General features: G+C 66.5%; 25 protein-coding genes and 1 pseudogene. 15 read left to right on the top strand and 11 right to left on the bottom strand.

Annotated elements, in window-relative coordinates; translation table 11 throughout:
• The first annotated feature begins 99 nt into the window (after window positions 1-99).
• The 6 genes from BN1313_RS05660 to BN1313_RS16495 all read left to right on the top strand — a co-directional run bounded on the left by BN1313_RS05660 (window position 100) and on the right by BN1313_RS16495 (window position 6,701).
• A complete protein-coding gene (locus BN1313_RS05660; protein ID WP_245620107.1) occupies window positions 100-1,362 on the top strand; it encodes a multidrug effflux MFS transporter in 1,263 nt (420 codons plus the stop codon).
• On the top strand, window positions 1,359-2,798 hold the full coding sequence (locus BN1313_RS05655; protein ID WP_091737612.1) for an MFS transporter: 1,440 nt from the start codon (window positions 1,359-1,361) through the stop codon (window positions 2,796-2,798). The genes BN1313_RS05660 and BN1313_RS05655 overlap by 4 nt, the downstream gene beginning before the upstream one ends.
• 13 nt (window positions 2,799-2,811) lie before the next feature.
• Window positions 2,812-4,224, top strand: a complete 1,413-nt coding sequence (locus BN1313_RS05650) for an MFS transporter (RefSeq protein WP_091737609.1) — start codon at window positions 2,812-2,814, stop codon at window positions 4,222-4,224.
• Window positions 4,225-4,239: 15 nt separating this feature from the next.
• Window positions 4,240-5,688: an MFS transporter gene (locus tag BN1313_RS05645; protein ID WP_091737606.1), complete on the top strand. Its 1,449-nt coding sequence runs from the start codon at window positions 4,240-4,242 to the stop codon at window positions 5,686-5,688.
• Between the two features lie 30 nt (window positions 5,689-5,718).
• Window positions 5,719-6,438, top strand: coding sequence for an isochorismatase family protein (locus tag BN1313_RS05640; protein WP_245620106.1), 720 nt, complete (start codon window positions 5,719-5,721; stop codon window positions 6,436-6,438).
• Window positions 6,439-6,533: 95 nt separating this feature from the next.
• Window positions 6,534-6,701, top strand: a complete 168-nt coding sequence (locus tag BN1313_RS16495) for a hypothetical protein (protein ID WP_176695910.1) — start codon at window positions 6,534-6,536, stop codon at window positions 6,699-6,701.
• 16 nt (window positions 6,702-6,717) lie between these two features.
• On the opposite strand, the gene BN1313_RS05635 is transcribed toward BN1313_RS16495, so the two are convergent.
• The gene (locus BN1313_RS05635; protein WP_091737603.1) at window positions 6,718-8,289 is read right to left on the bottom strand and encodes a sensor histidine kinase; all 1,572 of its coding nucleotides are present in this window, start codon (window positions 8,287-8,289) and stop codon (window positions 6,718-6,720) included.
• 113 nt (window positions 8,290-8,402) lie between these two features.
• Window positions 8,403-10,031, bottom strand: coding sequence for an ABC-F family ATP-binding cassette domain-containing protein (locus BN1313_RS05630; RefSeq protein WP_091737600.1), 1,629 nt, complete (start codon window positions 10,029-10,031; stop codon window positions 8,403-8,405).
• A gap of 104 nt (window positions 10,032-10,135) precedes the next feature.
• Between BN1313_RS05630 and BN1313_RS05625 the strand changes: the two genes are divergently transcribed.
• Window positions 10,136-10,378 (top strand): hypothetical protein, encoded by a 243-nt coding sequence (locus BN1313_RS05625; protein WP_091737598.1) that lies wholly within the window; start codon window positions 10,136-10,138, stop codon window positions 10,376-10,378.
• On the opposite strand, the gene BN1313_RS05620 is transcribed toward BN1313_RS05625, so the two are convergent.
• On the bottom strand, window positions 10,342-11,328 hold the full coding sequence (locus BN1313_RS05620) for an aldo/keto reductase family protein (RefSeq protein WP_091737595.1): 987 nt from the start codon (window positions 11,326-11,328) through the stop codon (window positions 10,342-10,344). The genes BN1313_RS05625 and BN1313_RS05620 overlap by 37 nt on opposite strands.
• A gap of 75 nt (window positions 11,329-11,403) precedes the next feature.
• Here BN1313_RS05620 and BN1313_RS05615 point away from each other — a divergent pair, with 75 nt between their 5' ends.
• Window positions 11,404-12,318, top strand: coding sequence for a LysR family transcriptional regulator (locus BN1313_RS05615; protein ID WP_091737592.1), 915 nt, complete (start codon window positions 11,404-11,406; stop codon window positions 12,316-12,318).
• 115 nt (window positions 12,319-12,433) lie between these two features.
• Window positions 12,434-12,634 (top strand): hypothetical protein, encoded by a 201-nt coding sequence (locus BN1313_RS05610; RefSeq protein ID WP_091737589.1) that lies wholly within the window; start codon window positions 12,434-12,436, stop codon window positions 12,632-12,634.
• 62 nt (window positions 12,635-12,696) lie between these two features.
• Here BN1313_RS05610 and BN1313_RS05605 read toward each other — a convergent pair whose 3' ends face one another.
• Window positions 12,697-13,194, bottom strand: coding sequence for a GNAT family N-acetyltransferase (locus tag BN1313_RS05605; protein ID WP_091737585.1), 498 nt, complete (start codon window positions 13,192-13,194; stop codon window positions 12,697-12,699).
• A 559-nt stretch (window positions 13,195-13,753) separates the two neighbouring features.
• Between BN1313_RS05605 and BN1313_RS16705 the strand changes: the two genes are divergently transcribed.
• A complete protein-coding gene (locus BN1313_RS16705; protein WP_218054315.1) occupies window positions 13,754-14,608 on the top strand; it encodes a pentapeptide repeat-containing protein in 855 nt (284 codons plus the stop codon).
• A gap of 243 nt (window positions 14,609-14,851) precedes the next feature.
• Here BN1313_RS16705 and BN1313_RS17070 read toward each other — a convergent pair whose 3' ends face one another.
• Window positions 14,852-15,094, bottom strand: coding sequence for a hypothetical protein (locus BN1313_RS17070; RefSeq protein WP_091737582.1), 243 nt, complete (start codon window positions 15,092-15,094; stop codon window positions 14,852-14,854).
• Between BN1313_RS17070 and BN1313_RS17045 the strand changes: the two are divergent.
• A pseudogene (locus tag BN1313_RS17045) lies at window positions 14,981-15,841 on the top strand (DUF6615 family protein). The gene BN1313_RS17070 and the pseudogene BN1313_RS17045 sit on opposite strands and share 114 nt — an antisense overlap.
• Before the next feature lie 170 nt (window positions 15,842-16,011).
• Here the strand turns inward: BN1313_RS17045 and BN1313_RS05585 are convergent.
• On the bottom strand, window positions 16,012-17,352 hold the full coding sequence (locus BN1313_RS05585; RefSeq protein WP_141653075.1) for a hypothetical protein: 1,341 nt from the start codon (window positions 17,350-17,352) through the stop codon (window positions 16,012-16,014).
• A 397-nt stretch (window positions 17,353-17,749) separates the two neighbouring features.
• Here BN1313_RS05585 and BN1313_RS05580 point away from each other — a divergent pair, with 397 nt between their 5' ends.
• The gene (locus BN1313_RS05580) at window positions 17,750-18,289 is read left to right on the top strand and encodes a hypothetical protein (RefSeq protein ID WP_091737574.1); all 540 of its coding nucleotides are present in this window, start codon (window positions 17,750-17,752) and stop codon (window positions 18,287-18,289) included.
• A gap of 107 nt (window positions 18,290-18,396) precedes the next feature.
• Here BN1313_RS05580 and BN1313_RS05575 read toward each other — a convergent pair whose 3' ends face one another.
• Genes BN1313_RS05575 through BN1313_RS05555 form a run of 5 tightly spaced genes read right to left on the bottom strand, consistent with a single transcriptional unit; the run spans window position 18,397 to window position 22,982 of the window.
• Window positions 18,397-19,311, bottom strand: coding sequence for a polysaccharide deacetylase family protein (locus tag BN1313_RS05575; protein WP_091737571.1), 915 nt, complete (start codon window positions 19,309-19,311; stop codon window positions 18,397-18,399).
• Window positions 19,298-20,257: a polysaccharide deacetylase family protein gene (locus BN1313_RS05570; protein ID WP_091737568.1), complete on the bottom strand. Its 960-nt coding sequence runs from the start codon at window positions 20,255-20,257 to the stop codon at window positions 19,298-19,300. Before BN1313_RS05570 ends, BN1313_RS05575 begins: the two co-directional genes overlap by 14 nt.
• A 3-nt stretch (window positions 20,258-20,260) precedes the next feature.
• A complete protein-coding gene (locus BN1313_RS05565) occupies window positions 20,261-21,175 on the bottom strand; it encodes an isocitrate lyase/PEP mutase family protein (RefSeq protein ID WP_245620105.1) in 915 nt (304 codons plus the stop codon).
• On the bottom strand, window positions 21,172-21,675 hold the full coding sequence (locus tag BN1313_RS05560) for a LeuD/DmdB family oxidoreductase small subunit (protein ID WP_091737565.1): 504 nt from the start codon (window positions 21,673-21,675) through the stop codon (window positions 21,172-21,174). The genes BN1313_RS05565 and BN1313_RS05560 overlap by 4 nt, the downstream gene beginning before the upstream one ends.
• On the bottom strand, window positions 21,672-22,982 hold the full coding sequence (locus BN1313_RS05555) for an aconitase/3-isopropylmalate dehydratase large subunit family protein (RefSeq protein ID WP_091737561.1): 1,311 nt from the start codon (window positions 22,980-22,982) through the stop codon (window positions 21,672-21,674). Before BN1313_RS05555 ends, BN1313_RS05560 begins: the two co-directional genes overlap by 4 nt.
• A gap of 233 nt (window positions 22,983-23,215) precedes the next feature.
• Between BN1313_RS05555 and BN1313_RS05550 the strand changes: the two genes are divergently transcribed.
• The 3 genes from BN1313_RS05550 (at window position 23,216) to BN1313_RS05540 (ending at window position 26,465) form a co-directional block, all read left to right on the top strand.
• A complete protein-coding gene (locus tag BN1313_RS05550) occupies window positions 23,216-23,584 on the top strand; it encodes a hypothetical protein (RefSeq protein WP_091737558.1) in 369 nt (122 codons plus the stop codon).
• 24 nt (window positions 23,585-23,608) lie between these two features.
• Window positions 23,609-25,054 (top strand): FAD-dependent oxidoreductase, encoded by a 1,446-nt coding sequence (locus BN1313_RS05545; RefSeq protein WP_091737555.1) that lies wholly within the window; start codon window positions 23,609-23,611, stop codon window positions 25,052-25,054.
• 190 nt (window positions 25,055-25,244) lie between these two features.
• Entirely contained in the window at window positions 25,245-26,465 is a 1,221-nt protein-coding gene (locus tag BN1313_RS05540) for a class I SAM-dependent methyltransferase (RefSeq protein WP_091737552.1), read from the top strand.
• Window positions 26,466-26,474 lie beyond the last annotated feature (9 nt).

Genomic DNA, 26,474 nt, shown 5'->3' with positions numbered 1-26,474 from the left:
GATGCATCACAATGATATAATCTTAGATCATTTACTGCGAGCGCCGTACCTGCCTCGCCGACCCGGTGAGAGGTTCCGAACTCACAGCCGGAGTTAAGTGTGAACGTTGTGCCCAAGGGGCGTCGTACCGTCGGCCTGGTCCTGCTCCTCGGAGCCATGACCGCCTTCGCGCCCATGTCGATCGATATGTATCTGCCGAGCGTACCGACCCTGGTCCACGACCTGAAGGCGGGGCCGGCCGCCGCCCAGGCGACTCTCAGCGTCTTCCTCATCGGCCTGGCTGTCGGCCAGCTGATCTACGGCCCGGCGTCCGACCGCTGGGGTCGCCGGCCGCCGGTGGCCATCGGCGTTGTGATCTTCGTCGCCGCCTCCGTCCTGTGCGCCGTGGCGCCCACCATGAACATCCTGCTGGCGGGCCGTTTCGCCCAGGCTCTGGGCGGTTGCGCCGCCATTGTCGTCGCCCGCGCCGTCGTCGCTGATCGCTTCGACGCCGACGACAGCGCCCGCATCTTCTCCTCGCTCGCCCTGGTGATGGGCGTCGCCCCGATCGCCGCGCCGCTCCTGGGCGGACTGCTGCTCAGCGTCACGGGCTGGCGCGGAATCTTCGTTGTCCTCGCCGCCTTCGGCCTGGTCATCGGCTTGGCGACGGCGATCTTCCTCAAGGAAAGCCGCTCCGAGGTCACCCGTCTGCAGGCGGTCTCGGAAAGCCCGCTTGACGCCTATCGCTCGCTGCTCGGCAATCGCGTGTTCGCCGGCTACGCCCTGGCTTGCGCCCTCAGCGTCGGCAGCGCCTTCGCCTATGTCTCCTCTGCGCCCAACCTGCTGATCGAGCGCTTCGGGATCCCACCGGAAAGGTTCGGCCTGTTCTTCGGCGCGATCGCCTTCTCGGTGATCGCCTCGAACCAACTCAATCACATCCTGCTGCGCCATTTCTCTTCGAAGCAGGTTCTGAAATACGCCACCGGCGCGACGATCGCCGCGGCCCTGTGGCTGGTGCTGGCCACGACCTTCGCCGGCACGCTGTGGGCCATTTATCCGCCGCTGCTGCTGACCATGGCGCCGCTGGGCCTGATCCAAAGCAACGCCTCGGCCCTGGCGCTGGCCCTTGATCACACGCGCGCCGGCTCGGCCTCGGCGGTGCTCGGCGCGGCCAGCTTCGCCTTCGGCGGCGCGAGCGCGGCTTTCATCGGCGCCTTCGGGGCAGGCGCCATGGGCGAAATGGCGGTCACCATGCTGACTTGCAGCATTGGCAGCGCCGCGGCGCTCTACGCTTTCACACGCTCCCCCCGCCTGGCCAGGCCGGGCGGGCGCTCCGCCGCTGACACCGCGCCGGAAGACATCCTGGTCGAGGAACTGCAATGACGGACAAGGTCCAAGCCGCATCCGACACGCCGCTCGGCGGCGCGTTCAAGGGCGTCAAGGGCGCCTGGTACGTGGTCATCCTGCTGGCGCTGTCCAACGCGGTCTCGTTCTTCGATCGCGGGTTCGTGTCCCTGGTGATCGATCCGATCAAGGACAGCCTGCATGTCACCGACACGCAGATCGGCCTGATGATCGGCCCGGCTTTCATCATCTTCTACTCGTCGGTCTCCCTGCCGATCGCCCGGCTCGCCGACAGCAAGAATCGCAAGCACATCATCCTGTCGGGCATGTTCTTCTGGTCGGCCTGCACGGCCGCGTTCGGCATGGCCCGCAACATCTTCGTCCTCGGCGCGGCCCGCATGGGCGTGGGCCTGGGCGAGGCCGCCCTTGTCCCCGCCGGCATCTCGATCATCAATGACATGGTCCCGCGTGAGAAGATCGGCCGCGCCGTCTCGATGTTCACCGCCGGCGGCATGCTGGGCGGCGCGCTCTCGGGCCTCGCCGGCGGCTTCATCTACGCCTGGCTGGTCGGCGTCGGCGATATCCACCTGCCCCTCATCGGCCGGGTCGAACCCTGGCAGCAGGCCTTCCTGATCATCTCGATCCCAGGCGTCATCCTGGGCCTGGTCATTCTCTTCACCATGGGCGAGCCGATGCGCCGCATCGCCGCCCACCAGAAGGCCTCGCTCTCCATGCGCGAGGCGGTCGGCTACATCTTCGCCCACAAGCGCGCGGTCCTCTGCACCATCCTGGGCTTCGCCATGCTCTCGGCCCAGGCCGGCGTCGCCACCTGGACGCCCACCTTCTTCATGCGCACCTATGGGCTGTCGCCGGCCCAGGTGGGCGCGGCCATCGGTCTGTTCGGCCTTCTCTCCGGCGTCCTGGGCGCCGTCGCCGGCGGGGCGATCACCGACTATCTGCGCAAGCGCGGCCGCGAGGACGCCAACATCCTGATCGGCGCGGGCACGATCCTTCTGGTCCTGCCCTGCAACATCTTCGGCTGGATCACCGATGATCCGGTCACCGCCCTGGTCCTGGCGGCGTTGCGCGGGATGGTCCTGTCCCTCGCCTACGGCGTCGCCCACCCCTGCGTCAGCCTGGCGGCGCCGGCCAACATGCGCTCCCAGGCCGTCGCCATCTACCTGCTCTGCGCCAACGCCATCGGCATCGGCATGATCCCGGTCATCGTCCCGTTGCTGAACGACTACGTCTTCCACGATCCGCTAGCGCTGCGTTACTCGCTGCTCATCGTCTCGGTGGCGGCCACGCCGCTGATGGCGGGCCTCCTGCTGTACGCACGCAAGCCCTTCGTCGCCCACGTCACGGCCATGGCGGCCGCCAATGACGCCGCCCTTGTCGCCTACGCCGCCGCAATCTCGCCGCCCGCGTCCCTGCAAGGCGGCATGACGCTGACGCCGCTTCCGCAGAAATCCTGATGGAGAAACTGCTGTGAATGACAAGAGCCCCCCCGCAGCCGAGCCCTTCAAGGGCGTCAAGGGCGCCTGGTACGTCGTCATCCTGCTCGCCATCTCCAACGGTGTCTCCTTCTTCGACCGCGGGTTCGTCGCCCTCGTCATCGACCCGATCAAGGAGACGCTGCAGATCAGCGACACCCAGATCGGCCTGATGATCGGTCCGGCCTTCATCATCTTCTATTCGACCGTCTCCCTGCCGATCGCCCGTCTGGCCGACAGCAAGAACCGCAAGCACATCATCCTCGCCGGCATGTTCTTCTGGTCGGCCTGCACCGCGGCCTTCGGCATGGCCAAGAACATCTTCGTCCTGGGCGCCGCGCGCATGGGCGTGGGCCTCGGCGAAGCCGCCCTGGTCCCGGCCGGCGTCTCGATCATCAACGACCTGGTGCCCCGCGATAAGATCGGCCGCGCCGTCTCCATGTTCACCGCCGGCGGCATCCTGGGCGGCGGTCTCGCCACCCTGCTGGGCGGCCTGCTGATGGCCGTGCTGACGGCAAGCGGCGCCATCACCTTGCCCTTCCTGGGCAGCGTCGAGCCGTGGCAACAGGCCTTCATGATCATCTCCATCCCGGGCGTCATCCTGGGCCTGGTGATCGTCTTCACCATGCGCGAGCCGGTCCGCCGGATCGCCGCCCACCAGAAGCAGGCGCTGTCGATCGGCGAGGCCGGCGCCTACATCGTCGGCCGCAAGCGCGCGGTCATGTGCACCATCCTGGGGTTCGCCATGCTGTCGGCACTCTCCGGGGTCGGCACCTGGACGCCCACCTTCTTCATGCGCACCTATGGCCTGTCTCCCGCCCAGGTCGGCGCCTCAATCGGACTCTTCTCCCTGTTCGGCGGGACGCTGGGCGCCATCTTCGGGGGGTCGCTCACCGACTACCTGCGCAAGCGGGGCCGTGAGGACGCCAACATCCTGGTGGCCATGGTCGCCGTCCTGGTGATGCTGCCGATGAACGTCTACGGCTTCATCACCGACAGCGCTGGCGTCGCCCTGGCGCTCGCGGCGCTGCGCACCCTGGTCCTCTCCATGGCGTTTGGCGTCGCCCATCCTTGCGTCAGCCTGGCGGCGCCGGCCGCCATGCGTTCCCAGGCGGTGGCCATCTACCTGCTCTGCGCCAACGGCATCGGCATCGGCTTCGTGCCGCTCTTGGTGCCGCTGTTGACCGACTTCGTGTTCCACGACCCGATGGCGCTGCGTTACTCGCTGCTGGTCGTGTCGGTGATCGCCACCCCGATCATCATCATCCTGCTGCTGCTCGCCCGCCGCCCCTTCGTGGCCCACGTGAACGGCATGTCCGCCGAGGCCGTGGCCGCCGCGCGGGCCGAAGCCGCCAACGTCATACCGCTGCCGACGACCAACGGCGCGCCGCTCGCGCCGCAAACCTAAGGGGGAGATCCAGCCGTGACCGAGAAGAGTCCGTCCGTTTCAGAGCCGGGCAAGGGCGAGGCGTTCAGCGGCGTCAAGGGCGCCTGGTACGTCGTCATCCTGCTCGCCGTCGCCAACGGCGTGTCCTTCTTCGACCGCGGCTTCGTCTCCCTGGTCATCGACCCGATCAAAGAGAGCCTGCACGTCACCGACACCCAGATCGGCCTGATGATCGGGCCCGCCTTCGTCGTCTTCTACTCGACCGTATCCCTGCCGATCGCGCGCATGGCCGACGCCAGGAGCCGCAAGCACATCATCCTGGCGGGCCTCGTCTTCTGGTCGGCCTGCACCGGCGCCTTCGGCATGGCCCGGAACATGTTCGCCCTCGGCGCCGCGCGCATGGGCGTTGGCCTGGGCGAAGCCGCCCTCGTGCCCGCGGGCGTCTCCATCATCAACGACCTCGTCCCGCGCGAGAAGATCGGCCGGGCGGTCTCGATGTTCACGGCCGGCGGCATGTTGGGCTCCACCTTCTCCCACCTCTTCGGCGGCTTCCTCCTGCTCTGGCTTACCGGCGTCGGCGTCGTGACCCTGCCGCTGCTGGGCGCGTTGGAGCCCTGGCAGATGGCCTTCCTGATCATCTCCATCCCGGGCCTGATCCTCGCCGTGGTCATCGCCACGACCATGCGCGAGCCGCTCCGCCGCATCGCCGCCCACGAGAAGAAGTCCGCCACGACCCGCGAGGCTGTCGGTTACATCTTCGCCCACAAGCGCGCCGTCCTTTGCATGATCCTGGGCTTCGCCATGCTCTCGGCGCTGTCCGGCATCGGCTCCTGGACGCCCACCTTCTTCATGCGCACCTATGGCCTGACGCCCGCCCAGGTCGGCGCGGCCACCGGCATCTTCCACCTTTTCACCGGCAGCATCGGCGCCATCGGCGGCGGCTGGCTCACTGACATTCTGCGCAAGCGCGGCCGCGAGGACGCCAACATCCTGGTCTGCGTCATCTGCGTCCTCATCTGCCTGCCGATGAACGTGGTGGGCTTCCTGACCGAGAGCCCGATCCTGGCGCTCGGCATCTCAGCGGTCCGCGGCCTGATCATCGCCGCGGCCTTCGGCGTGCCCCACCCCTGCGTCAGCCTGGCTGCGCCTGCCGCCATGCGCTCCCAGGCCGTGGCCATCTACCTGCTCAGCGCCAACTTCATCGGCATCGGGGTCGTGCCGGTCCTGGTGCCGCTGCTTACCGACTACCTCTTCCACGACCCGATGGCGCTACGCTACTCGCTCACCATCGTCGCCGTCGGCTGCACGCCGATCATCGTCGGTCTGCTGCTCTACGCCCGCAAACCGTTCATCGCCCACATCAACGCCATGAACGCCGCCTCCCAGGAAGCCGCCGTGGCCCATGAGGCCGCGGTCGCCGCCGCCGCCCGGATTGAGGCCGCCAACGTCACGCCGCTTCGCCCGCCTCGGGGCGCGCCGGCCTAAGAAACAACAGAAAGGACAAGAACAATGGACATGGACCCCTCCTCTCCCAAATCCACCCTCTCCTTCGAGCCGACCATGGTCCGGGACGGCCGCACGGCCCGCGAGATCTATGAAGCGGTCAAGGCCAACCCGGCGCGCGCGCGCTTTGGCTTCGGCGAGAAGCTGGCCATCGTGAACATCGACTTCCAGCAGGCCTACACGCGGCCTGACCTGTTCCCGGCCAGCGCCTACGTCACCGACCCCAAGCAGATCGACTACACCAACGAGATCTCCGCCCTCGCCCGCTCGCGCGGCATGCCGGTGATCTGGTCCCACGTGGCCTACAAGGACGATGGGGGCGACGCCGGCGTCTGGGGCACGCGCACCAACACCGCCGACTCCTTGCAGAACATCAAGTACGAGAGCGAACGCCACGCCTTCGACCCGCGCGTCGAGATCGATTTCGCGGTCGACCTGGTCTTCACCAAGCGCATGCCGTCGGTCTTCTTCGAGACCTCCCTGCCCAGCTATCTCACCTGGCACAAGGTCGACACCGTCGTCTTGACCGGCGGCTCCACCTCCGGCTGCGTCCGCGCCTCAGGCGTCGACAGCCTGTCGCGCGGCTTCCGCACCATCGTCCCGGAAGAGACCTGCGCCGACAAGCACGAGAGCTACCACTACGCCAACCTGACCGACCTCCAGTTGAAGTACGCCGACGTCGTCGCCGTCCAGGAAGTCATCGACTGGTTGAAAGCCAAGCCGGCGGTTTAACCCCCTTTTTCCGCCGACGAGAGAGGGCCCGCCCGGTTGCACGACCGGGCGGGTCTTTTTCGTTAGGATCGCGACGAGCGATTCCGGAGACCGCCATGAAACAACTGACCAATTTCGCCATTGAGATCCGCGCGAACGACTACGTCCTGCGCTTGACCGACGAGGACGGCCAGGTCGCCGAATTCGCCGCCTCGGCCGATCAGGTCGATCTGGTGATCGAGGCCTTCAACGATCTCATCGAAGAGATGGACGACGACGCGTAACGCGCCGCCGTCCGGGTTAAGCCGCCTCGGGCGCGGCGCCGGTCCGGCGATCGATCAGTTCGACCGAGCCGGCTTCAATGACGCAGACAACGCCCGTCGGCGCGTAGTCGACGCTGACGGCGCCGCCCAGCTCGCCGGGCAGGCCGCGCTGGATCAGGCGGGTGCCAAAGCCGGTGCGGACCGGCGGCGTGACCGGCGGCCCCCCCTGCTCCCGCCAGGTGAGCCTCAGCCCCCCATCCTCCGGCGACACCCAGTCGAGGGTCACCCGCCCCGTCGGCGTCGACAGCGCGCCGTACTTGACGGCGTTGGTGGTCAGTTCGTGCAGGGTCATCGCCAGGGCGATCGCGGCGCGCGGCGATAGCCTGACGTCCGGTCCCCGCCAGCTCAGCCGTCGTTCTGCGCCCTCCGGCTGATAGGGCGCGGCGGCCTGGGCGACGATCTCGTGCAGGTCGGCCCCGGACCAGTTCTCATTGGTCAGCACGTCGTGGGCCCGGCTGAGCGCGATCAGCCGCGAGGTCAGCGCCTGGCGCACAGACGCCGCGATCTGCGCCCGGCGCAGCGTCTGGTCGGTCACCGACTGCACCGTCGCCAAGGTGTTCTTCACCCGGTGGTTCAGCTCATCGACCATCAGCCGCAGGTGGTCGGCCTGGGCGCGGAAGCGGTCCTCGCTTTCCCGCAGCGCGGCCTCGGCCAGGGCGCGGTCGGTGACATCGGCGCCCTCGACGAAAATCCCCGCCACCAAGCCGTCCGGCCCGATGATCGGCTGGTAGATGAAGTCCAGGAACCGCTCGACCGGACGATCGCCCGCCTCCAACGGCATCAGGTAGCGCACGCCATTGGCGATGAACGGCTGGCCGGTCCGGAACACCTCGTCCAGCAGGCCGACGAACCCCTGCTCGGCGGTCTCCGGCAGGGCCTCCAACACCGTCTTGCCCGCCACCGGCCGCCCGCCGACCAGCCGCAGATAGCTGGGATTGGCGAGCTGGAAGCGATGCTCCGGCCCGTGCAGCAGCGCCATGAACGTCGGCGCCTGATCGAACAGCCGGCCGAGGTTCTCCAGCTCGCGCGCGGCCGCCCGCTCGGCCTGCACCCGCTCGGTCGTCTCCGCGCAGATCACCAGCACCCCGCCGACGCCGCTCGCCGCCTCGGGCTCGTCGATGGGGGAGTAGCTATAGGTCCACCAGACGTCTTCGCGCCGGCCGTGGCGCGTGATCGGCACCAGGTGGTTCTCGTGCCAGGTGGCGCCGCGGCCGGCCATCACCTGCTCGATCTGCGGCCCGATGATATCCCAGATCTCCGCCCAGCAGGGCCGCCCCGGCCCGCCCAGGGCGCCGGGGTGCCGCTCAGGCCCGATCGAGCGCGCATAGGCGTCGTTGTAGAACTGCAGCAGCTCAGGTCCCCACCAGATGAACATCGGATGGCCGGAGGACAGCAGCAGGCGGACGGTGGTCTTCAGGCTTTGCGGCCAGCCCTCGGGCGCGCCCAGGCTCGTCTTCGCCCAATCGAAGGCGCGGATACGCGCGCCCATCTCGCCGCCGCCGGCGAGAAACGCGGTCTCCTCGCGGCCGTCATCGGGCGAACCCCGCATCAATTTGGCGCCCCCATCATCACCGCGCACCGTCGGTCGGCTGACTATAGCCGTGCTTGCCGGCCAGCGTCAGTCAGCGGCTGACATAGGGCCCAGGTCATGCGCCCCGGCCGCTACCCGCCGGGGTGCAGCCCCGGCGCTTCCTGGCCGGTGCGGCTGACATAGTCCGTATAGCCCCCGCCGTACTGGTGCACGCCCTCCGGCGTCAGCTCCAGCACCCGGTTCGACAGCGCCCCCAGGAAGTGCCGGTCGTGGCTGACGAACAGCATCGTGCCCTCGAAGTCCGCCAGCGCCGTGACCAGCATCTGCTTGGTCGCCATGTCCAGGTGGTTGGTCGGCTCGTCGAGCACCAGCAGGTTCGGCGGGTCGAACAGCATCTTGGCCATCACCAGCCTGGCCTTCTCCCCGCCCGACAGCACCCGGCAGGGCTTCTCCACGTCGTCCCCGGAGAAGCCGAAACACCCCGCCAGCGTCCGCAACGCCCCTTGGCCGGCTTGCGGGAACGCCCCGTCCAGCGACTCGAAGATCGTCTCCTCGCCGTCCAGCAGGTCCATGGAGTGCTGGGCGAAATAGCCCATCTTCACGCTGGCCCCCAGGCTCACCGCCCCCTGGTCCGGCGCTGTGGCTCCCGCCACCAGCTTCAGCAGCGTCGACTTGCCCGCCCCATTGGCCCCCAGCACGCACCAGCGCTCCTTGCGCCGCACCAGGAGGTCCAGCCCCGCATAGATCGGCTGGTCGCCATAGCCCTTGTGCACGTTCTTCAGGCTGATCACGTCGTCGCCCGACCGCGGCGGGCTGCGGAATTCGAACTCCACCGACTGGCGCCGCCGCGGCGCCTCGACGCGCTCGATCTTGTCGAGCTTCTTCACCCGGCTCTGCACCTGGGCGGCGTGGCTGGCGCGCGCCTTGAACCGCTCGATGAACTTGATCTCCTTGGCCAGCATCGCCTGCTGGCGCTCGTACTGCGCCTGCCGCTGCTGCTCGCCCAGCGCCCGCTGCTGGTCGTAGAAGTCGAGATCGCCGGAGTAGGTGATCAGCTGGCCGCCATCGATCTCCACCACCTTGCCGATGATCCGGTTCATGAACGCCCGGTCGTGCGAGGTCATCAGCAGCGCGCCGTCATAGTCCTTCAGGAACGCCTCCAGCCAGATCAGGCTCTCCAGGTCCAGGTGGTTGCTGGGCTCGTCCAGCAGCATCCCGTCCGGCCGCATCAGGAGGATCCGCGCCAGCGCCACGCGCATCTTCCAGCCGCCGGACAGCAGGCCGACATCGCCCTCCATCCGCTCCTGGCTGAAGCTCAGGCCCGCCAGCACCTCGCGCGCCCGCGCATCCAGCGCATAGCCGTCCAGCGCCTGGAACCGCTCCTGCACCTCGCCATAGCGGTCCATGATGGCCTCGAGCTCAGCCGCCTGGTCCGGATCGACCATCGCCGCCTCCAGCCGCGTCATCTCCGCGGCGAGCGCGCTCACCGGCCCCACCCCATCCATCACCGCGGCGACCGCGCTCTGCCCGGACATCTCGCCGACGTCCTGGCTGAAGTAGCCGATGGTCATGCCCGGATCGATCACCACCAGCCCGTCGTCCGGCGCCTCCTGCCCGGTGATCATCCGGAACAGCGTCGTCTTCCCCGCCCCGTTCGGCCCCACCAGGCCGACCTTCTCGCCCTTCTGCACGCCCATCGAGGCCTCGATGAACAGGATCTGGTGGCCATTCTGCTTGGAGATGTTGTCGAGGCGGATCATGGCCGGTCTGCTAGCGCGGGCGAGCGCGGAAGGCCACCCGCAAGCGGCGGCCGAGCCCAGGTCGCCGCTGTTCAGCGGCCGCGGGTTTCGCCTATGAAGCAGGCGTGCCTGCCTATCGATTCTACACCCTGCCGCGCGACCCCGCCGCGGCGCCCCTGGAAGCGATGTTCTTCGACGATCGCACGGCCCTGCTCTGGGGTTTCCGCACCGCCGGACAGGCCGGCATGGAGATCTGGGAAGGCTCGCGCTTCGTAGGCCGCCTTCACGGCGGCCAGATCGCTGAGCAGGGCGGCCCGCCCCCGCCGGCCGCCTACCGCGGCATCGCGAAGAAGTACGGCGGCGACTGAGGCGCGGCCGCCGCGTTCGCCGTCTCGATCGCCTCCAGCGCCGCCTGCGGCAGCGGCCCCGCCTTCAGCGCCGCCAAATTGGCCCGCAGATGCTCCGGCTTCGAGGCGCCGACGATCACCCCATCGCCAAACCGCCCGTCGAGGGCCGAGTGGTGGACCATCCAGCGCAACGCGACGGCGGCGGGGTTCAGGCCCAGCGCGCCGCAGGTCGCCTGCAGCCCCGCGATCGCCGACCCATAGGCGTCGTTCCAATACCGCCGCCGATAGGCCTGCCCCTGCGGCAGGCCGGCGTCGAACCGCGACCCCGGCGCGACCGCCGCCTCCTGTCCCACCCCGGTCGCCAGCGCCCCCCCGGCGAGCGGATTGAAGACGTGAAACCGCAGCCCATACCGCCGAAGGCAGGGCAGCAGCTCCGGCTCCACCGGCCGCGTCACCGCATTGTAGATCCCCTGATAGACCGTGGGCGCGAGCCAGCCCTTCCGCCGCGTGGTCTCGACGATCTCGGCCACCCGCCAGGCGCTGATGTTGCTCAGGCCCAGCTCGCCGATGACCCCCTCGCGATGCAGCGCGTCCACCGCGCCCAAGGTCTCCTCCAGCGGGACATCCGGATCGATCAGCGAGAGGTAGAACACGTCCGTCCGCTGGGTGTTGAGCCGCGCCAGCGAGACCCCAAGGCGCCGCCGGATCTCCGGCGCGGTGTGGCTCGCGCCAGGCCCCGCGTGAAACCGCGTCGCGATGGTGAACCGCTCGGTGACGGCGAGCTCGCCCAGCATCGCCTCGCAACTCCCCCCTCCATAATTCTCGGAAGTGTCCAGGTCGCGATGGCCGAACCCGGCGAAGACGTCGAGCATCTCCCCCGCCAGCGCCAGGTCGCCGACCCGCGCGCCATAGCCCTCGCGGCCGATCGTCATGGTCCCAAAGATGATGTTCGAAACAGGCTGCTTTTCCATATCGCCGGTGTACCGCCGCCGCGGAGCTGCGATAATCCGGGAAAATCGCCATGAACTGATGAGGAAACCCGGATAATGCCCGGACGCGATCTGCTGGAGCTCGAGATGGTCCTGGCTGTCGCCCGCCTCGGCGGCTTCACCGCCGCGGCCTCCGCCCTGGGCGTCTCCACCTCCGCGGTCAGCCACGCGGTGGCGGCCATGGAGGCCCGCCTCGGCGTGCGCCTCTTCAACCGCACCACCCGCAGCGTCGCCCTGTCCCAGGCCGGCCAGGAGTTCGTCGCCCAGGTCGCCCCCGCCACCGCGGCGATCCGCGAGGCCATGGCCGCCGCCGGCCGCCATGCCGAGACCCCCACCGGGACGCTGCGCCTCAACGCCACCCCCATGGGCGCCCAACACCTGCTGTCGCGCTATGTCCTGGCCTATCGGCGCCTCTACCCCGACGTCGCCGTCGACCTCGTCATAGACGCCCACGCCATCGACATCGTCACCGAAGGCTTCGACGCCGGCGTGCGCCTGGCCGACGCCGTCCCGCCCGACATGATCGCCGTGCCGATCACCCACGACCTGCGCCACATCGTGGTCGCCGCCCCCGCCTACCTGGCCGAATTCGGCACGCCCCAGACCCCGGACGACCTCGCCGCCCACCAGTGCATCCGCATCCGCCGCACCTCCGGCGCCCTCTACCGCTGGGAATTCGAGCGCGACGGCCGCCAGACCCAGATCGACGTCCCCGGCGCGCTCACCCTGAACAGCTCGGAACTCATGATCGCCGCCGCCCTGGCCGGCGCCGGCCTCGCCTACGTCTCCGCCTCCAGCGTCGAAGCCGCCCTGGCCAGCGGCGCCCTCGTCACGGTCCTCAGCGACTGGACGCCCCCCTACCCCGGCCTGCGCCTCTACTACCCCGGCCGCCGCCACCTGCCGGCGCGCCTGCGGCGGTTCATCGATATTGTGCGGGAGGGTCACCCTGCCGCAGGGCCAACGTCACCATAAGGCGGCCTTTTCTGCCCTGAGGCGCGAGGCAAGGCGCGAGCTCGCGAACCCCGCCGGGCTCTTTTACGCCGTTGGACCGTTTCGGTAGTCTCAACCTGATGGGTTAGGACGACAGATGTTGCTCCCGCTGTTCGGTGGAGCCCTTGGGCTGCTCTTGTTGGGCTGGGGCATCACCGCGGGCTTTGGATTGCCCCGCGACAGGCGCGCCGCACCCTTCGCCGGGCGACTAGGCTGCCTCCTGAACGTCGTCGTGCTGGTCGTCGCCGCCCTGTTGCTGTGGTGGGCCTTCTTCAGCCTCCCCGACTCCCTCCCCTAGCGGGACGCGTCAGCCCGCGTTTGAACCACTGACGGGAACGGCCCAGCTTGGCGGGGCAGCCTCTAAGGTCGGCCGAGCCGGTAGACCACCACCGGCTCGCCATGAAAGCCGGCGTCCCGCTCATAGACGAGCCCGGCCTTCGTCAGCACCCCGCGCGACGCCCCATTCTCCGCCGACGCGATCCCCACCAGCGACGCCGAGAACCCGCCGTCCCGCCAAAGGCCCACCAGAGCCTGCGCCACCTCAGTCGCCAAGCCCCGCCCCCAGAACGCCCGATGGAACGCGTAGGCGATCTCCACCTCCGCCACGCCCTCCAGCGCCGTCCACCGCACCCCCGCCCGGCCCGCGAAGCGCCCGGCATGATCGCGCAGCACCCACAGGCCAAAGCCATGGTCGTCCCAGTGCTGCAGATTCGTCGCCAGATACTCAGCCGTCACCGCCGCCGACCGCACCCCGCCCAGGAACCGCGACACCTCCGCATCAAGGTGCAGCGCGACCAGATCATCCAGATCGTCGGCGCTCAGGGGTCGCGCGGAGAGGCGGAGCGTCTGGAAGTTCACGGTCCAGAGCTAGCGGGGACTATGGTCGCCCTCAATCTCTGATCCGAGCCAGCGTCGTCTCCCCGTTCCCTACCACCAACTGCGCGCCCATCAATTGGTCGCTGCAGGCCCTCGCTAGCGCGACGTCCTGGTGGCTTGGCACAGCTGTTTTGGCAAATTGCTGGAAGTCTACTCTCCGGCTTAGCGCCAATGGCAACAGCTTGGCCTAGGCCCTCCTGCTCGTTGCGAGTGGTTTCCCGGTAACCTGAGATACGCTGCCCTAGTCGGTCGTTGGCGCAGGACGGCCGTAGCGCTTCGAGCGCGGATGCCCTGCGCGCGCGAGACAGCCTCGTGCGGACGCGAATAGACTGAGGTGATGGTCAAGCTGAATTCTTCTTCCCCCAGACCCGAACCGCGACCACGCGCCTGGGCTATCCGAGCGCGATTGGCGTTGAGCCGCGTTCTCGCAGGGGTGGGCTGTCGCGACGCCCTCCTGGTTTCGCCTCGCCAGCGACGAGCGTCCCCACCCGCTTGGCAAGTCAGTCTGACGCGGTTCTTCAGATCGAGCTTTGCAGTCGCATTGCTCCTGCTCATCACCTGCGGCGCAATCACGCTCATCTGGGGCGTTGCTGATGGCGAGGATCCCGGGCAGCTTTGGCCTGAACTAGGTGGCATGACGCTCGACGTGTTCGTGATTTTGGTGGTGTACGAAGCCTTCGCGCAGCGCCGGGCGCGAACAGAGTCTATCGAACGACAGCTTGAGACGATCGATGACTACAAGCGCTGGGACGCCGAAGAGGCGCGGCTGCGCATTGCGGGAGCTCTCCGCCGGCTGGCGGCGCTTAGCGTTTCGAAGGTCGCGTTCGCGGGCCTGCGCCTGTCCGACTTCGACTTTGCAGAACACGGTATACGCAGCCTCGCCGGTTCCACCTTTTACGACGGAGACTGGGGGAACCCACACAATGTTTCCGGCATCCGCATGCAGCGGGTCGACCTAAGCCACTTGGACTGCTCGCGCGTAGAATTCTCTCCCTTCGAGCCACTGGAAATTCTCGACAGCGAGACCAAGCCACTGTCGCGCTACGCCAACTTCTTGGATTGCGCCTTTCGGGAGACAAACCTGCGCGGCGCGACCTTCAACGGCGCAGAGCTCCGTTGGACACAGGCCCCGCCCGCTGATCACTTTGAATGGGAGGAGGATGATAATGGAGAACCATTTTCCATTCCCGTCTCGGAAGGGCCCTTCCACAACGCTGACCTTCAGGGCGCGGGTTTTCGGGGCTGCAGGCTGGTCAATGCGGACTTCCGCGGCGCCGACAATCTTGAGGGAGCCGACTTCTTCGGTGCCAAGGGACTAGAAACAGCGGTGTTTGATAACGCCGCCATCCGCGAGGCGGTCATGGCGAGCGCCCATCCACCCGACACATCGCCGTAGCGGGCACTATTCTCATGAGCCGAGGAGCACCGCGCGAATGAGAAGGTATTCCAGCCGTGCGCCAGTTACGGACGTCAGCACTGGGCCAGAGAGCGGACCCTTCAAACAGCTTCTTCCGTCCGCCACTGGCAGCGGTGTGTTGCCGACCTTCTGACTAGAGCCGCATGCAGTCGTCAACGTTGAGCTTAGGCGCTCTGCAGGCTAAGCTAGACCGGGGCTCAACAATGACATTTGCACCTTTCTTTAGCTCGCCTTGCGCCTTGCGGCGCGCATTCCCTTCATGGTCTCCGACTTCCTAGATTTGGAGAACAAGATAGGCCGGCGCTTTCGAGAAGACAGAGTCACCGACATCATCATCGCTTCCTGCTGAAGGTGGCGGGCACGAACGTCACGGTCTTGGTGCCGCCCGAGGTCAAGACGGTTGGCGACTTCGACCTTCTGATTGTCGAGCCATCGAGCGGCGATGCGATCCAATACCGTATCCATGCAAAACGCCTCTCATCCCACCCAACGCAGTGGATGTAAGGTTCGTACCGTGAGCTGGACCATCCACATGGCCAGGGCAGCCAATCTTCAACGCTCATTCGCTCGGCGGCCCGCGAGGAGATCAGGACCATTCCCCTCTACGCCTTCTACAATCCCGACGCAGCGTGCAAAGTATCGGGTGGAATCATCCGCGGAATCGAACTGGCGGATGGACTGGAGATCAACCAGATCGTCAAGACACTGGTGAAGGTCAAAGAGGCTTCAAAACGTCCCCGGCGTTTGGCTGAGCTTCACGACCAGATAGTACCTCGGCTTCTGGTCGACGCGGGCTGGGGCTTCTTCAGGGATGCGTTCGTCACAGCTGAATTTGCTAAGAAACGCGGCGCGACGTCCGTGCGGACGTTGCCAGACAAGCGTCCAGACTTCGAGATGGAGCTTAACGGGAGGCTGCACCGATTTGAAGTAACGGAGGCTGACGACCCAGAGCGAAAGCGCAGCGCAAAGTATAAGGCCGCGCTACAAGCTTTAGACGCGGGTGCGACAGTGCGAAAAGACGATCCGCAAGAAAATTCTGAAAGACGTATTAGTCTGATCTCCGAGGCCTTAGCTAAGGCGGCGATGTCAAAGGCTCACGGCGATTATGGCACCGACTGGGGCCTGGTGATCCGCCTAAACTTGTCCGGTTATAGGGTCGTAGAACGAAAGAGCGTTAAAGTGGCTTGGACCATCGACGAAAGCGGCCAATGACGCGTTCTCCGAGGTCTGGATTCTATGGGCGGGCCAACTCTTCCGCGCTTGGGCGAACGGTGGTCTATGCACCTTGCCGACGAGATGGTCCGAGGCATGATAAGCCCCGGAAGTCGGCACATTAAGTAAAGGTTCGGTGTCAGTCACCGCCGGCTGCCTAAGTCGTGAACTTAGAAGGACTCACATTCACCAAAAGCTTCCCTGCTGAAAGCCTCGTTCATCTCGTGAAGAATCACGCCGTCCCGGCCATAGAGGGTCTTCATTTCATCCACGAACCGAACGAAATCTGATGGTTCCGCACCTACCAACTCCAGCGAGCCACGCTGTTCGACATCTACCGACCAAGTCTTAGGCCGGTCCTCAGCTTCGGTCAGGACTACAGGCGCTGCGAAGGCTACACGCCGACCACCAAAGTCCACAAAGCCCGCCAGTAGTCGCGCCCGTGGGAATGAGTCATCTGGTTCCCGTTCGCTCTCAAGCGACAGCCTCACTGGAAGACCGGACGCGGTACAAAAGCCCGACGCAGTGAGGATTTCTTTTTGAGCGCTGTAAACCCACGCTGACTGGATGGGATCGCCTGCGAAACCCAGCGCTTCGGTCAAGTTTAGGGCTGCCTGAAACAAATCCCGCCGCAGCTCGAGGTCTTGGTCGGGGCCTGAGCGGTTCCCTATTCCCCACCTCACTACGTCATCGGAGCCGGACACGCGCAGTTCGATGTCAACCACTCCAGCTTGAGCGGCGGCTATGAGGCGGTGGTACGCAACCCACTCGTGGGGCGTCTTATCGGTCTCACCGGCAGGTGAATGCCGGGCACGGAAATTTAATCCCTGCTTGGTCCGGGTGATCTCAAACAACCCAAAATCGAACTTTGACCGCCAGACAAGATCGGTGGGTCCCGGAAAAGATGCATGGAAAAAGTAGCCGCGGAAGAGAAGGCTAGACTGCTGCTTCGTAGCTTTCGTTCGAAGAGTGCAAGTCGAACTTGCTGCGGGCGTGACCTCCATAATGCCGGACGCCGCGGGGAGGAGATCGGACGGTAGATCTATGCCGAAGCGCCGTTCGTAGACATCAATTATTGAGCCTTTGAATGGCTTCCCACTTAGCAGGACTTCAATCGTGTCGGGTAAGGTTAGGTCGTGCACCAGAAGGGTGGCCCGGATACGGTCCTCGTCATAGCCGAGTGTCTCCTGCTCAACGGACTTTGCCGCCACATATGCGGCCTCTCCTTCTGACACCGCTTCTAGCAACCTTGTGTGTAGGGCGGAGCCTGTGGGTTCCGCCAGCCGGTGCTCGGGCCTCAGTTGGAACTCGATCAATCTGCGATTTGGTGGCTGCCCTTCTGCTTGGGCCTTCCGCAGCGCGGCAAGCACGGATGCCAATTCCGGACCGCGCAACTCGATGACGTACAGGTCAAACCGATCAGGATTTGAGCGGTCAAATGTCAGGCCGGCGATGAATGTGGGACCGGCTCGCTTCGCCAATTTCTCCGCTGCGGAGAGGCTCAGTCTCACTCGCGGTCTCTTCGACTGCCAACCGCCTTTGACCTGGACCAAGCACGAAATGAGCGTCGGTCGACTGTCGTGAGCCATGCTTGGGACAGCCGGAGGCATCACCTCGACGAGGTAATCCCAACCCCCACGATCACGATCAGCTTTGTTTGCCGTTAAGCCGACGCGGCTCACAAGCTGATGGAAAGCGGACTCGGCATAGTTGCCGAGCTGATCCGAATCTAGGTCTCCCGTCATCATCTGCGGGAGAATGGGATTTTTCCGGACAGCTTCCTAGCCTGGACAAGAAGTGGAAGAGCGGACGAAGCACACACAAGGGTTGCCACTTGTGCGAATATGTTCTATCTTTGTTCTCATGCCGCCTGCCGCCCCGCCCTCCCCAAACGCCCCCTTCAAAGCCATGCTCGTCGAGCTGGCTGAGGCCGGGATGGAGATCTCGCGTGAGATGATGATCGGGGTGCGCAAGGCCACGAACCACGACGAACGGATCGCCTATGCGGCCGCGCACGATCGCGCCGGGCGGTCGGTGCGGTTGTCGATCCAGCTTCATGAGCGGCTGGAGCGGCATGAGCGCGAGGCGGCGCGGGCTGAGGCCCAGATTCAGGCCCAGGGCGCCCAGCCTTCGCTGGCGGCGCTGGAACGCAAAGTCGATCAGAAGCTGGACCTGCGTAAGGCGCAGGTGCGCGCTGCGGTGCGGCGCTCGATCGAGCAGGAGTCCGAGGGCGAGGACGCCGAGATCTTAGAAACGGCGCTCGATATCTATCTGAACGAACAGGCCTTGAGCTGGGAGTTCATGACGCGCCCTGCCATCGAGACGGTCAGTCATATCCGCAAGGGATTGAAGCTACGCGAGAACCTGCGGCTCTGGCCGGGGGGTCGCGCGCCTGGTCCGAAAACGAACGATAGCGCGCCGGGCCCGAGCCGGGCCGGTCCATCCTGATCCGCCCTCGTCGACACGCGCGCTCCAGCCCGGTTTCAGCCATATCAACCCAGCCCGATACGACCGCGAACCCCCACCCACCGTGGGGGTGCGCGGGCGTTTGCGCTTTAGGCCGCCGCGGCGGCGGCGACCTCGGCGGCCGTCGCGCTCCAGACCGCAGGCTCGGCGGCGATCACGGCCAGGAGCTCGCGCAGCGCATGAATGCGGAACGGCTGCCCGGTAACGTAAGGCGTGAGGGTGAAGGCCAGCGACTGGCCGCCGGCCACAGGCGCCTCGGCCGCCAGATAGGCGACCGCGTCGCGCACTTGCGTGACCCACTGGTCCTCGGTCTGGCGGCGGTCGATCAGCAGGCTGCGGTCGTCGAGTTCGTTCGACAGCGGCACGGCGCTGACTACGCCCGCCGCGGTCTTCATGGCGACCGGCACGCTGTCGTGCTCCCAGTCGAGGCAGGCGGTGAAGCCGGCTTCGGCGATCAGCGCCAGGGTGTTGTAGGACTGCTGGCGCGCCGGGCTCATCCAGGTGACAGGCTTCAAGCCCGCCTTGTCGAAGGCCGCGCGGGTCTCCGCGATCCAGGCCCGTTCGGTCTCGATCTCCAGGCCGCCCCAATGGATGTGGTCGGTGTCGACCCCATAGGCCGCGATCTCGTGGCCGCCGTCGAGGATGGCGTCGACCAGCGGCCGCACGCGCTCCAGCAGGACGGCGTTGACCGGGAAGGTCGCCTTCAGGCCGGCGCTGTTCAGGGCCTTCAGGATGCGCCAGGCGCCGACCCGCAGGCCATAGTCGCGGGTCGTATAGTGGCGCAGGTCCGGATAGGGCGTCTGCATGGCGCCCGGGTGCTTGAAGGGCTTGCCCTTGGGATCCAGCATGTGGAACTCGAGCGGCACGACGGGGGTGACGGCGACAGTTTTACCCGCAGGCCAAGTAATCGGCGTGCGCTGGCTGGACGGCCGCCAGGGATAGAGCCCCTGGTCCATGCCATAGCCGCGGTGTTCGTAGGTCAGGTAGCTGTCATCCAGGGGCATGGGAAACCTCCGCCTGGAAACCGACGCCGGGCTTTTCCAGCCCGCGCCGGCGGATGTCGGCCAGGGACTGGTCCCAGTAGGTTTCACGGTAGTAGCCGGCGATCTCGGCGGCCGTGGTGAACCAGACGTCGTCGGTATGGCTCATGATGTGCTTCAGGGCGCGCTCGAAGGGGGTGATCCGGTGGCTCTGGCTGACGAGGTAGGCGTGCAGCGGGATGCACATGACCGTGCCGCTGTCGGCGCCCTCCTCCAGCAGCTGGTCGAAGTGGCGGATCAGCACGTCGGCGTAGCGGTCCGGCGTCATGGCCAGCTGGCCGTAGGTGATGACGTCGTTCACTTCCAGCGAGTAGGGCATCGACATCAGCTTGCCGGTCGTCGTCTTCAACGGCTGGGGCTGGTCGTCCTGGAAGAGGTCGCAGGTGTACCAGAAGTCGAGGTCGGCGATGATGTCCAGCGTACGCTCGGTGTGGGTCAGCGCCGGCGCGAGGTAGCCGCGGATCCGCTGGCCGGTGGCGGCCTGGATCGAATTGATGGAGTCGGTGATCATTGCCCGCTCCTGCGCCTCGTCCATGCCGAAGGAGTAGCGGGTGTTGTAGATGCCGTGAGAGAAGAACTCCCAGTTGCGCTGGACGCAGGCCTCGATGATCTCCGGGTGGTGGTCGATCAGCGCGGTCGACAGCGAGATGGAGCCCCTGAGGCCGTACTTGTCGAACAGCTCCATCAGCCGCCAGTGGCCGACCCGGTTGCCCCAGTCACGCTGGGAATAGCCCACCACGTCCGGGGACGGCTTGGGCCAGCCCGGACGCTGCGCGTTCACCGGCGGGGCGAACTCGTAGAACTCGATGTTCGGCGCGATCCAGAACGCCAGCTTTTTGCCGCCCGGCCAGACCACCTTGGGGCGGTCGGCGTAGGGCCAGTAATCATAGACGTTCGGATCGGAGACCATCGCCTACTCCGCCGCGCTCGGCATCGATTGGTAAAGCTCGCCCAGGGCCAGCATTTCGGAAAGGCCGACGCGGGCGTTGACGCCCTTCAGGTCGGTCATCCGGCCGCTGAAGGCGCGCGTGCCGCCGTTGGCGCGGATCGAGGCCAGGAAGTCCTCGATCGCCGGGATCAGCATGCGCACCATGGCGCCGGGCAGGATCACGATCTTGAAGCCGATGTCCGACAGCTGGTCGACGGACATCAAGGGCGTCTTGCCGCCCTCGACCATATTGGCCAGCAGCGGGGCCTTGTGGCCCAGCTCCTGGACGACGCGGCGCATGCCGTCCTCGTCGCCGGGGGCCTCGACGAACAGGGCGTCGACGCCGGCCTCGACATACATGTGCGCCCGCTCCAGCGCGCGATCGACGCCTTCGACGCCGATGGCGTCGGTGCGCGCCATGATCAGGGTGTCTTCGCTCTTGCGCGCGTCGAGGGCGGCCTTGAGCTTGCCCACCATCTCATCGGCCGGGATCAGGCCCTTGCCGTCGAGGTGGCCGCAGCGCTTGGGGAAGTCCTGGTCTTCGATCTGGACGACATTGGCGCCGGCGCGCTCGAGCACGCGCACGGTGCGCGCGGCGTTCAGCGCATTGCCGAAGCCGGTGTCGGCGTCGACGATCAGCGGGATCGAGACACGGTCGCGCATGCGGGTGACCACATCGGCCACCTGCTCCAGGCTGAGCAGGCCGATGTCCGGCCGGCCCAGCTGGGTGTAGGCGAGAGAGGCGCCGGAGACGTAGGCCGCCTCCATGCCGGCCTGTTCGATCAGCAGCGCCGACAGGGCGTCAAAGGCGCCGACCGCGAGCAGCGCGGTGTCATGGGAAAGCCGGGCCTTCAACGGAACCGGGACGGACTGCGGGGTCATGGTGATCGGCGCGGTCACTCGGCGGCCTCGTGCTGTCCGCGCCGCTTGAGGTACTGCATGAGACCCCCTCCCTCTATAATGTCGAGCAAATGCTGGGGCAGGGCTTGCGCCTCGTAGGTGCGGCCCTGCGTGAGATTTTCCACCCGGCCGGCGGCCGGATCGATGGCCAGGCGATCGCCCGGCTTGATGTCGGCCGGCTCACGCAGCGTGATCGGCGTGAGGCCGGCGTTGATGGCGTTGCGGAAGAAGATCCGCGCGAAGGACTGGGCGACCACGGCCTGCACGCCCAGGAGCCTGAGCGAGATCGCCGCCTGCTCGCGCGAGGAGCCCAGGCCGAAGTTGGCGCCGCCGACGACGATGTCGCCCTGCGCCACGGTGCTGGCGAAGGTCGGGTCGACCGCCTCAAGGCAGTGCTTGGCGAGTTCCGCGGCGGGCAGCTTCATCAGCCGGCCAGGCGCGAGCACGTCGGTGTCGATATTGTCGCCGAAGACGAAGGCCCGGCCGGCGTTGGGGATCATGCTGCGATCCTTTCCGCCAGCATGGAGCGGGGATCGACGATATGACCGGCCACGGCGGCGGCCGCGACCGAATAGGGCGAGCCCAGGTAGACGAAGGCCTCGTCAGCGCCCATGCGGCCCTTGAAATTGCGGTTGGTGGACGAGATGCAGGTCTCGCCGGGCGCCAGGATGCCTGCGCCCATGCCGGCGCAGGCGCCGCAGCCCGAGGCCATCATGGTCGCGCCCGCCTCCAGGAGATGGGTCATCACCCCCTCCTTGGTCGCTTGCGTCAGGGTCGCCTGAGAGGCCGGCGCGATCAGCAGGCGCACGCCCGGCGCGACCCGGCGGCCGCGCAGCACCTCGGCGGCCATCCGCAAGTCCTCGATCTTCGCGCCGACACAGGCGCCGATGTAGGCCTGGTCGACCTTGACGCCGCTGTAGTCGGCGACGTCGCCGCTGTTGCCCGGCGAATGGGGCGCGGCGATCTGCGGCTGCAGCGCCGAGGCGTCGAGATGGTGAACCGCGGCCACCACCGCATCGGCGTCGGTGGCCAGCGACAGGGCGGCGGCGGCGTCGGCGACCGGCGCGCCCCGCGCGGCGAGATAGTCGAAGGTGGTCTGGTCGGGCGCGATGACGCCGGTGTCGAAGCCCAGCTCGGCGGCCATGTTGCACAGGACCATGCGCTCGCCCATCGGCATGGCGCGCACCGTCTCGCCGCAGAACTCGACGACCTTGCCGCCGTTCTCCAGCCCCAGCAGGCGGCAGAGCGCCAGCATGACGTCCTTGGCCGCCACGCCGTCGGCGAAGGCGCCCGAAATGTTCACCTGCACGGTTTCAGGCACGACGACCCAGGTCTTGCCGGTGACGACGACGGCCAGCATGTCGGTGGCGCCGAACCCCATGGCGACGGCCCCGAAGGCGCCGGCGGTGGGGGTGTGGCTGTCGCCGCCGGCGACAAAGGCGCCCGGCCGGATCAGGCCGTGCTCAGGCAGCACCAGGTGGCAGATGCCGACCATGTCGAAGAAGCGGGTAATGCCCTGCTCCGCCGCGAAATTGCGCGTGAGCTGGAGAATGGCGGCGGATTCGGCGTCGACAGCCGGGACGTAGTGGTCCGAGACGATCGCGATCTTGTCCACGTCCCAGGGCTTCGCGCCCAGTTCCGCCAGCGCCGGCGCCCAACGCCGCGGTCCGGAAGAGTCATGGGCGAACGCCAGGTCGACAGACACCGTCGCCAGATCGCCAGGCAGAACATGCGCCAAGCCAGCGGCGCGTGCGATCACCTTCTGCGCGAGGGTCGCTCCTGCGTTGATCGGACGTTCTGAAGCCATGAGGCGGTCACCTTTCTTGAGGCTGCAATAGCGCCATAGGCTGACGGGATGAAGATATAAACTTATATCTTTTCAGCTTCGGCAGGCCCCGCCCGCATGCCCGCCGCTTAGGCGCCGATGGCGCCAAAAAGACCGGCGGCGCTGCATATTGGTATACTCATATACCATTTTGCATTGACAGCCAGCGAACACCGGCCGCTCAATCCGCGCACACGCAGATTGGGAGCACTATAATGAGCATCGCAGACGCCCTGGCCAAGTCCTCGGCCAAGCCGGCCGGCAAGCGGCCTTACTTCTTCACCCCCGATGTCGAACGCGTCCTTGCTATCACCATGGCCGTCAGCCAGGAACTGGCTGTGACCCGTCAGCGCCTCGACACTGTCGAGCGCCTGCTGGCCGCCAAGGGCGTGATGACCAAGGAAGACATCGACAACTTCGTACCCTCCACCGCCGACCACGAAGAGCGCGGCCTCTGGAACCAGGAATACGTCGTCCGCATCCTGCGCATCGTCCAGCAGGAAGCCGAAGCCGTCGAAGCCGCCAAGAGCGGCGAACTCACCTCCGAGGAATACCACCTCGAACTCGAAACCGAAAAATCCTGAACCGCACGCGGGGGAGATAGAACTATGGCGCGTTATGACGTTTTTGTCGTCGGGGCCGGCACGTCCGGCATGCCCGCGGCTGGTTTCGCCGCCGAGCGCGGCCTGAAGGTTTGCGTCGTCGAGGCGGACAACCGCATCGGCGGCACCTTGCACCTGTCCAGCGGCCAGATGAGCGCGGCCGGGACGCGCCTGCAGGCCGAGAAGGGCATCGAGGACACGCCTCAGGCGCACTTCGACGACATCATGCGGATCAGCCGCGGCACCGCCGAGCCGACTGTGGTCGGCCTTGCCGTGTCGAACGCCGCTGACACCATCCACTGGCTGCTGGACCTTGGCTTCGAAATGGAGCCGGGCATGCCCGTCATCATGTACGGCCACGAGCCCTACTCGACGGCCCGCACCTACTGGGGTCCCGACGGCGGCCGCACGATCCTGGGCGTCATTGGCCCCTGGTTCCAAGAGAAGGTCGACGCCGGCCAGATCGACCTGAAGCTCAGCACCAAGCTGCTCGGCCTGAAGCAGGGCGCCGGCGGCGCCATCCTCGCCGCGGTCGTCCAAGGACCTGACGGCGTTGTCGAAGAGATCGAAGCCGATCACTTCGTGCTGGCCAGCGGCGGCTACACGGCCAACGGCAAACTGTTCTCCCAACTGCACGCCGGCCGTCCGCTCTATCCGCTGGGCGCCAACTACAGCCAAGGCGACGGCGTGATGATCGGGCTCGGCGCCGGCGGCTATCTGCGCGGCGGCGACATGTTCCTGCCGAGCTTCGGCGGCAACAAGGATCCGAACCGTCCCGGCTTCTTCGGGATCGGCGGCATCATCATGACGCCGCAACACCGGATGCCATGGGAAATCTACGTCAATTACCGCGGTGAGCGTTACGTCCGCGAAGACACGCCCTCGGTCGACGAACGCGAGCGCTCGCTCCTCGCCGCGCCTGGACTCGGCTTCTATGTCGTCTTCGATCAGGCGATCTACGACGCCTCGCCGGCGATGACGATGGCCGAGGACAAGCCGACCTTCCTGAAGCGCTTCGACACCCTCGAAGACTACCTGAAGGCCGACACCATCGCTGAACTCGCCACCATGATGGGCGTCGATGTCGGGACGTTCGAAGCCACCATCGCGGCTTTCAATGACGGCCAGGCCAAGGGCGAAGATTCCTTCGGCCGCGAGCACATGCCCCTGCCGATCGCGCAAGGCCCCTTCTACGCGGTGCGCAACTACGGCACTTCGGTGAAGACCTACGCCGGCCTGGGTATCGACGACCAACTCCGTGTCACGGATCGGACCGGCACGCCGATCCAGAACCTATACGCGGCGGGCGAAGTCATCGGCGGCGGTTCGCTGACCGGCAACTCCTTCTGCGGCGGCATGAGCGTCACTCCGGCGATGACCTTCGGCCGACTGCTGGGCCAATCCCTCGGCACGCAGGGCCTCGCGGCCAATTACCTCAGCGACGCGGCCTGATCCGGCCGCTCGCCAGAGCGCCTGATCAGACTCTGGGCTGACGCCGCGCAAATAGGCAAGCGCGGGTCAGCCCAGACACCAAAGGTTATAAGTTTATATTATTCGCCTTGACGACGCGCCGATCCGGGCGAAGGTTTCAACCCAGCAGGGCGCGGCCCTGAAAGCCAACCGGGACGATGGGAAGAATACGATGGATGGAGACGTTTCGATCGCTGTGAAGACCTCGGCGCCGATGGCCGGCGAGCCGATGCAGGATTACCGCCAGGTGCTGAAACACGGCATCATGCCGCGCACGTCGCACGATGACGCGGAACGTTTCAACTTCCTCTACCATCTCAACCGTCACGTCCGCGGCCCGGTGATGGCCGCCTGCCGCAACGCCTACGAAAACCGCGTCGAGCCGGCCTTCGAAAAGGAAAAGGGCCGCAAGCCCAAGAATCGGCACGAAGCGCGCAAGGCGATGCTCACCGAGCCGATGTTCCAATTCTATTCGTCCCTGCGCCGCGCCTCGATGGAGCAGCGCCAGCAAGCCGGCCGTTGGGTCGCGCTCAGCCAAGCCGAAGAGCTGCGCGAACGCGCCGCGGCCTACGCCGACGATGATGCGCTGCAGTTGAACCCGGCCCTGACCACCCCGCGCTATGTGACCGAGGTCGATCACCACTGCATGCCGGGCAGCTACTACACCGAGTACATGGAAGACGACGTCGTCAACGGCGCCAACTATGATGTCGGCTTCTTCTCCAGCTTCGGCGGCGCGCCGACCATGAGCGGTCCTGGCGAAGGCATGGTGGCCTGGCTCAAGGCCTATCGTCCGGACTTCAAGCCCAAGCGCATCCTCGATATCGGCTCGACCGTGGGCCACAACCTGGCCCCGATGGCCATGGCCTTCCCGGACGCCGAAGTGGTCGCTGTCGACGTCGGCGCCCCGGTGCTGCGTTACCACCTGGCCCGCGCCCGCTCGATGGGCATCAATAACATCCGCTGCGTCCAGGCGGACGGCGCGGACCTGTCGATGTTCGAGGACGAGAGCTTCGACATCATCCAAAGCTGCCTGCTGCTGCACGAGATTTCGTATCCGGCGATGCGGGCGATCTTCAAAGAAACCTACCGCCTCGCAGCCCCCGGCGCCCTCGTCTACCACGCCGATGTCGGCGGCTATTCAGATGAGCAATCACTCTTCGAAAAGGCCATGCGCGACTGGGACGCCTTCTACAACAACGAGCCCTTCATGAGCACCTTGAAGGACATCGACGTATTCGACTTCTTCGCCGACGCCGGCTTCAAGGAAGACGAATTCTTCCACGCCTCTCCGCTCGGCTACGGCCCCGGCAAGGCCCAGATGGGCGAAGGCCGCCTTCCCCCCAAGCTTGCGGCTCTGCCCGGCCTTAATCTCTTCGGTTCGCGCAAGTAGCGCGCACCC

The sequence above is a fragment of the Phenylobacterium immobile (ATCC 35973) genome, assembly GCF_001375595.1.
GTDB classification, from domain to species: Bacteria; Pseudomonadota; Alphaproteobacteria; order Caulobacterales; family Caulobacteraceae; genus Phenylobacterium; species Phenylobacterium immobile.
The sequence above is the reverse complement of the archived record's forward strand: the minus strand, read 5'-3'. Positions and strand labels throughout refer to the sequence as shown.

Coding starts and splice junctions, on each gene's coding strand:
- BN1313_RS05620 (WP_091737595.1), bottom strand. CDS start 11,328: ATGGAAAAGCAGCCTGTTTCGAACATCATCTTTGGGACCATGACGATC.
- BN1313_RS05550 (WP_091737558.1), top strand. CDS start 23,216: ATGAGCATCGCAGACGCCCTGGCCAAGTCCTCGGCCAAGCCGGCCGGC.
- BN1313_RS05545 (WP_091737555.1), top strand. CDS start 23,609: ATGGCGCGTTATGACGTTTTTGTCGTCGGGGCCGGCACGTCCGGCATG.
- BN1313_RS05575 (WP_091737571.1), bottom strand. CDS start 19,311: ATGCCCCTGGATGACAGCTACCTGACCTACGAACACCGCGGCTATGGC.
- BN1313_RS05655 (WP_091737612.1), top strand. CDS start 1,359: ATGACGGACAAGGTCCAAGCCGCATCCGACACGCCGCTCGGCGGCGCG.
- BN1313_RS05630 (WP_091737600.1), bottom strand. CDS start 10,031: ATGATCCGCCTCGACAACATCTCCAAGCAGAATGGCCACCAGATCCTG.
- BN1313_RS05610 (WP_091737589.1), top strand. CDS start 12,434: ATGTTGCTCCCGCTGTTCGGTGGAGCCCTTGGGCTGCTCTTGTTGGGC.
- BN1313_RS05635 (WP_091737603.1), bottom strand. CDS start 8,289: ATGCGGGGTTCGCCCGATGACGGCCGCGAGGAGACCGCGTTTCTCGCC.
- BN1313_RS05540 (WP_091737552.1), top strand. CDS start 25,245: ATGGATGGAGACGTTTCGATCGCTGTGAAGACCTCGGCGCCGATGGCC.
- BN1313_RS05570 (WP_091737568.1), bottom strand. CDS start 20,257: ATGGTCTCCGATCCGAACGTCTATGATTACTGGCCCTACGCCGACCGC.
- BN1313_RS05640 (WP_245620106.1), top strand. CDS start 5,719: ATGGACCCCTCCTCTCCCAAATCCACCCTCTCCTTCGAGCCGACCATG.
- BN1313_RS05560 (WP_091737565.1), bottom strand. CDS start 21,675: ATGATCCCCAACGCCGGCCGGGCCTTCGTCTTCGGCGACAATATCGAC.
- BN1313_RS17070 (WP_091737582.1), bottom strand. CDS start 15,094: ATGGATACGGTATTGGATCGCATCGCCGCTCGATGGCTCGACAATCAG.
- BN1313_RS05555 (WP_091737561.1), bottom strand. CDS start 22,982: ATGGCTTCAGAACGTCCGATCAACGCAGGAGCGACCCTCGCGCAGAAG.
- BN1313_RS16495 (WP_176695910.1), top strand. CDS start 6,534: ATGAAACAACTGACCAATTTCGCCATTGAGATCCGCGCGAACGACTAC.
- BN1313_RS05615 (WP_091737592.1), top strand. CDS start 11,404: ATGCCCGGACGCGATCTGCTGGAGCTCGAGATGGTCCTGGCTGTCGCC.
- BN1313_RS05580 (WP_091737574.1), top strand. CDS start 17,750: ATGCTCGTCGAGCTGGCTGAGGCCGGGATGGAGATCTCGCGTGAGATG.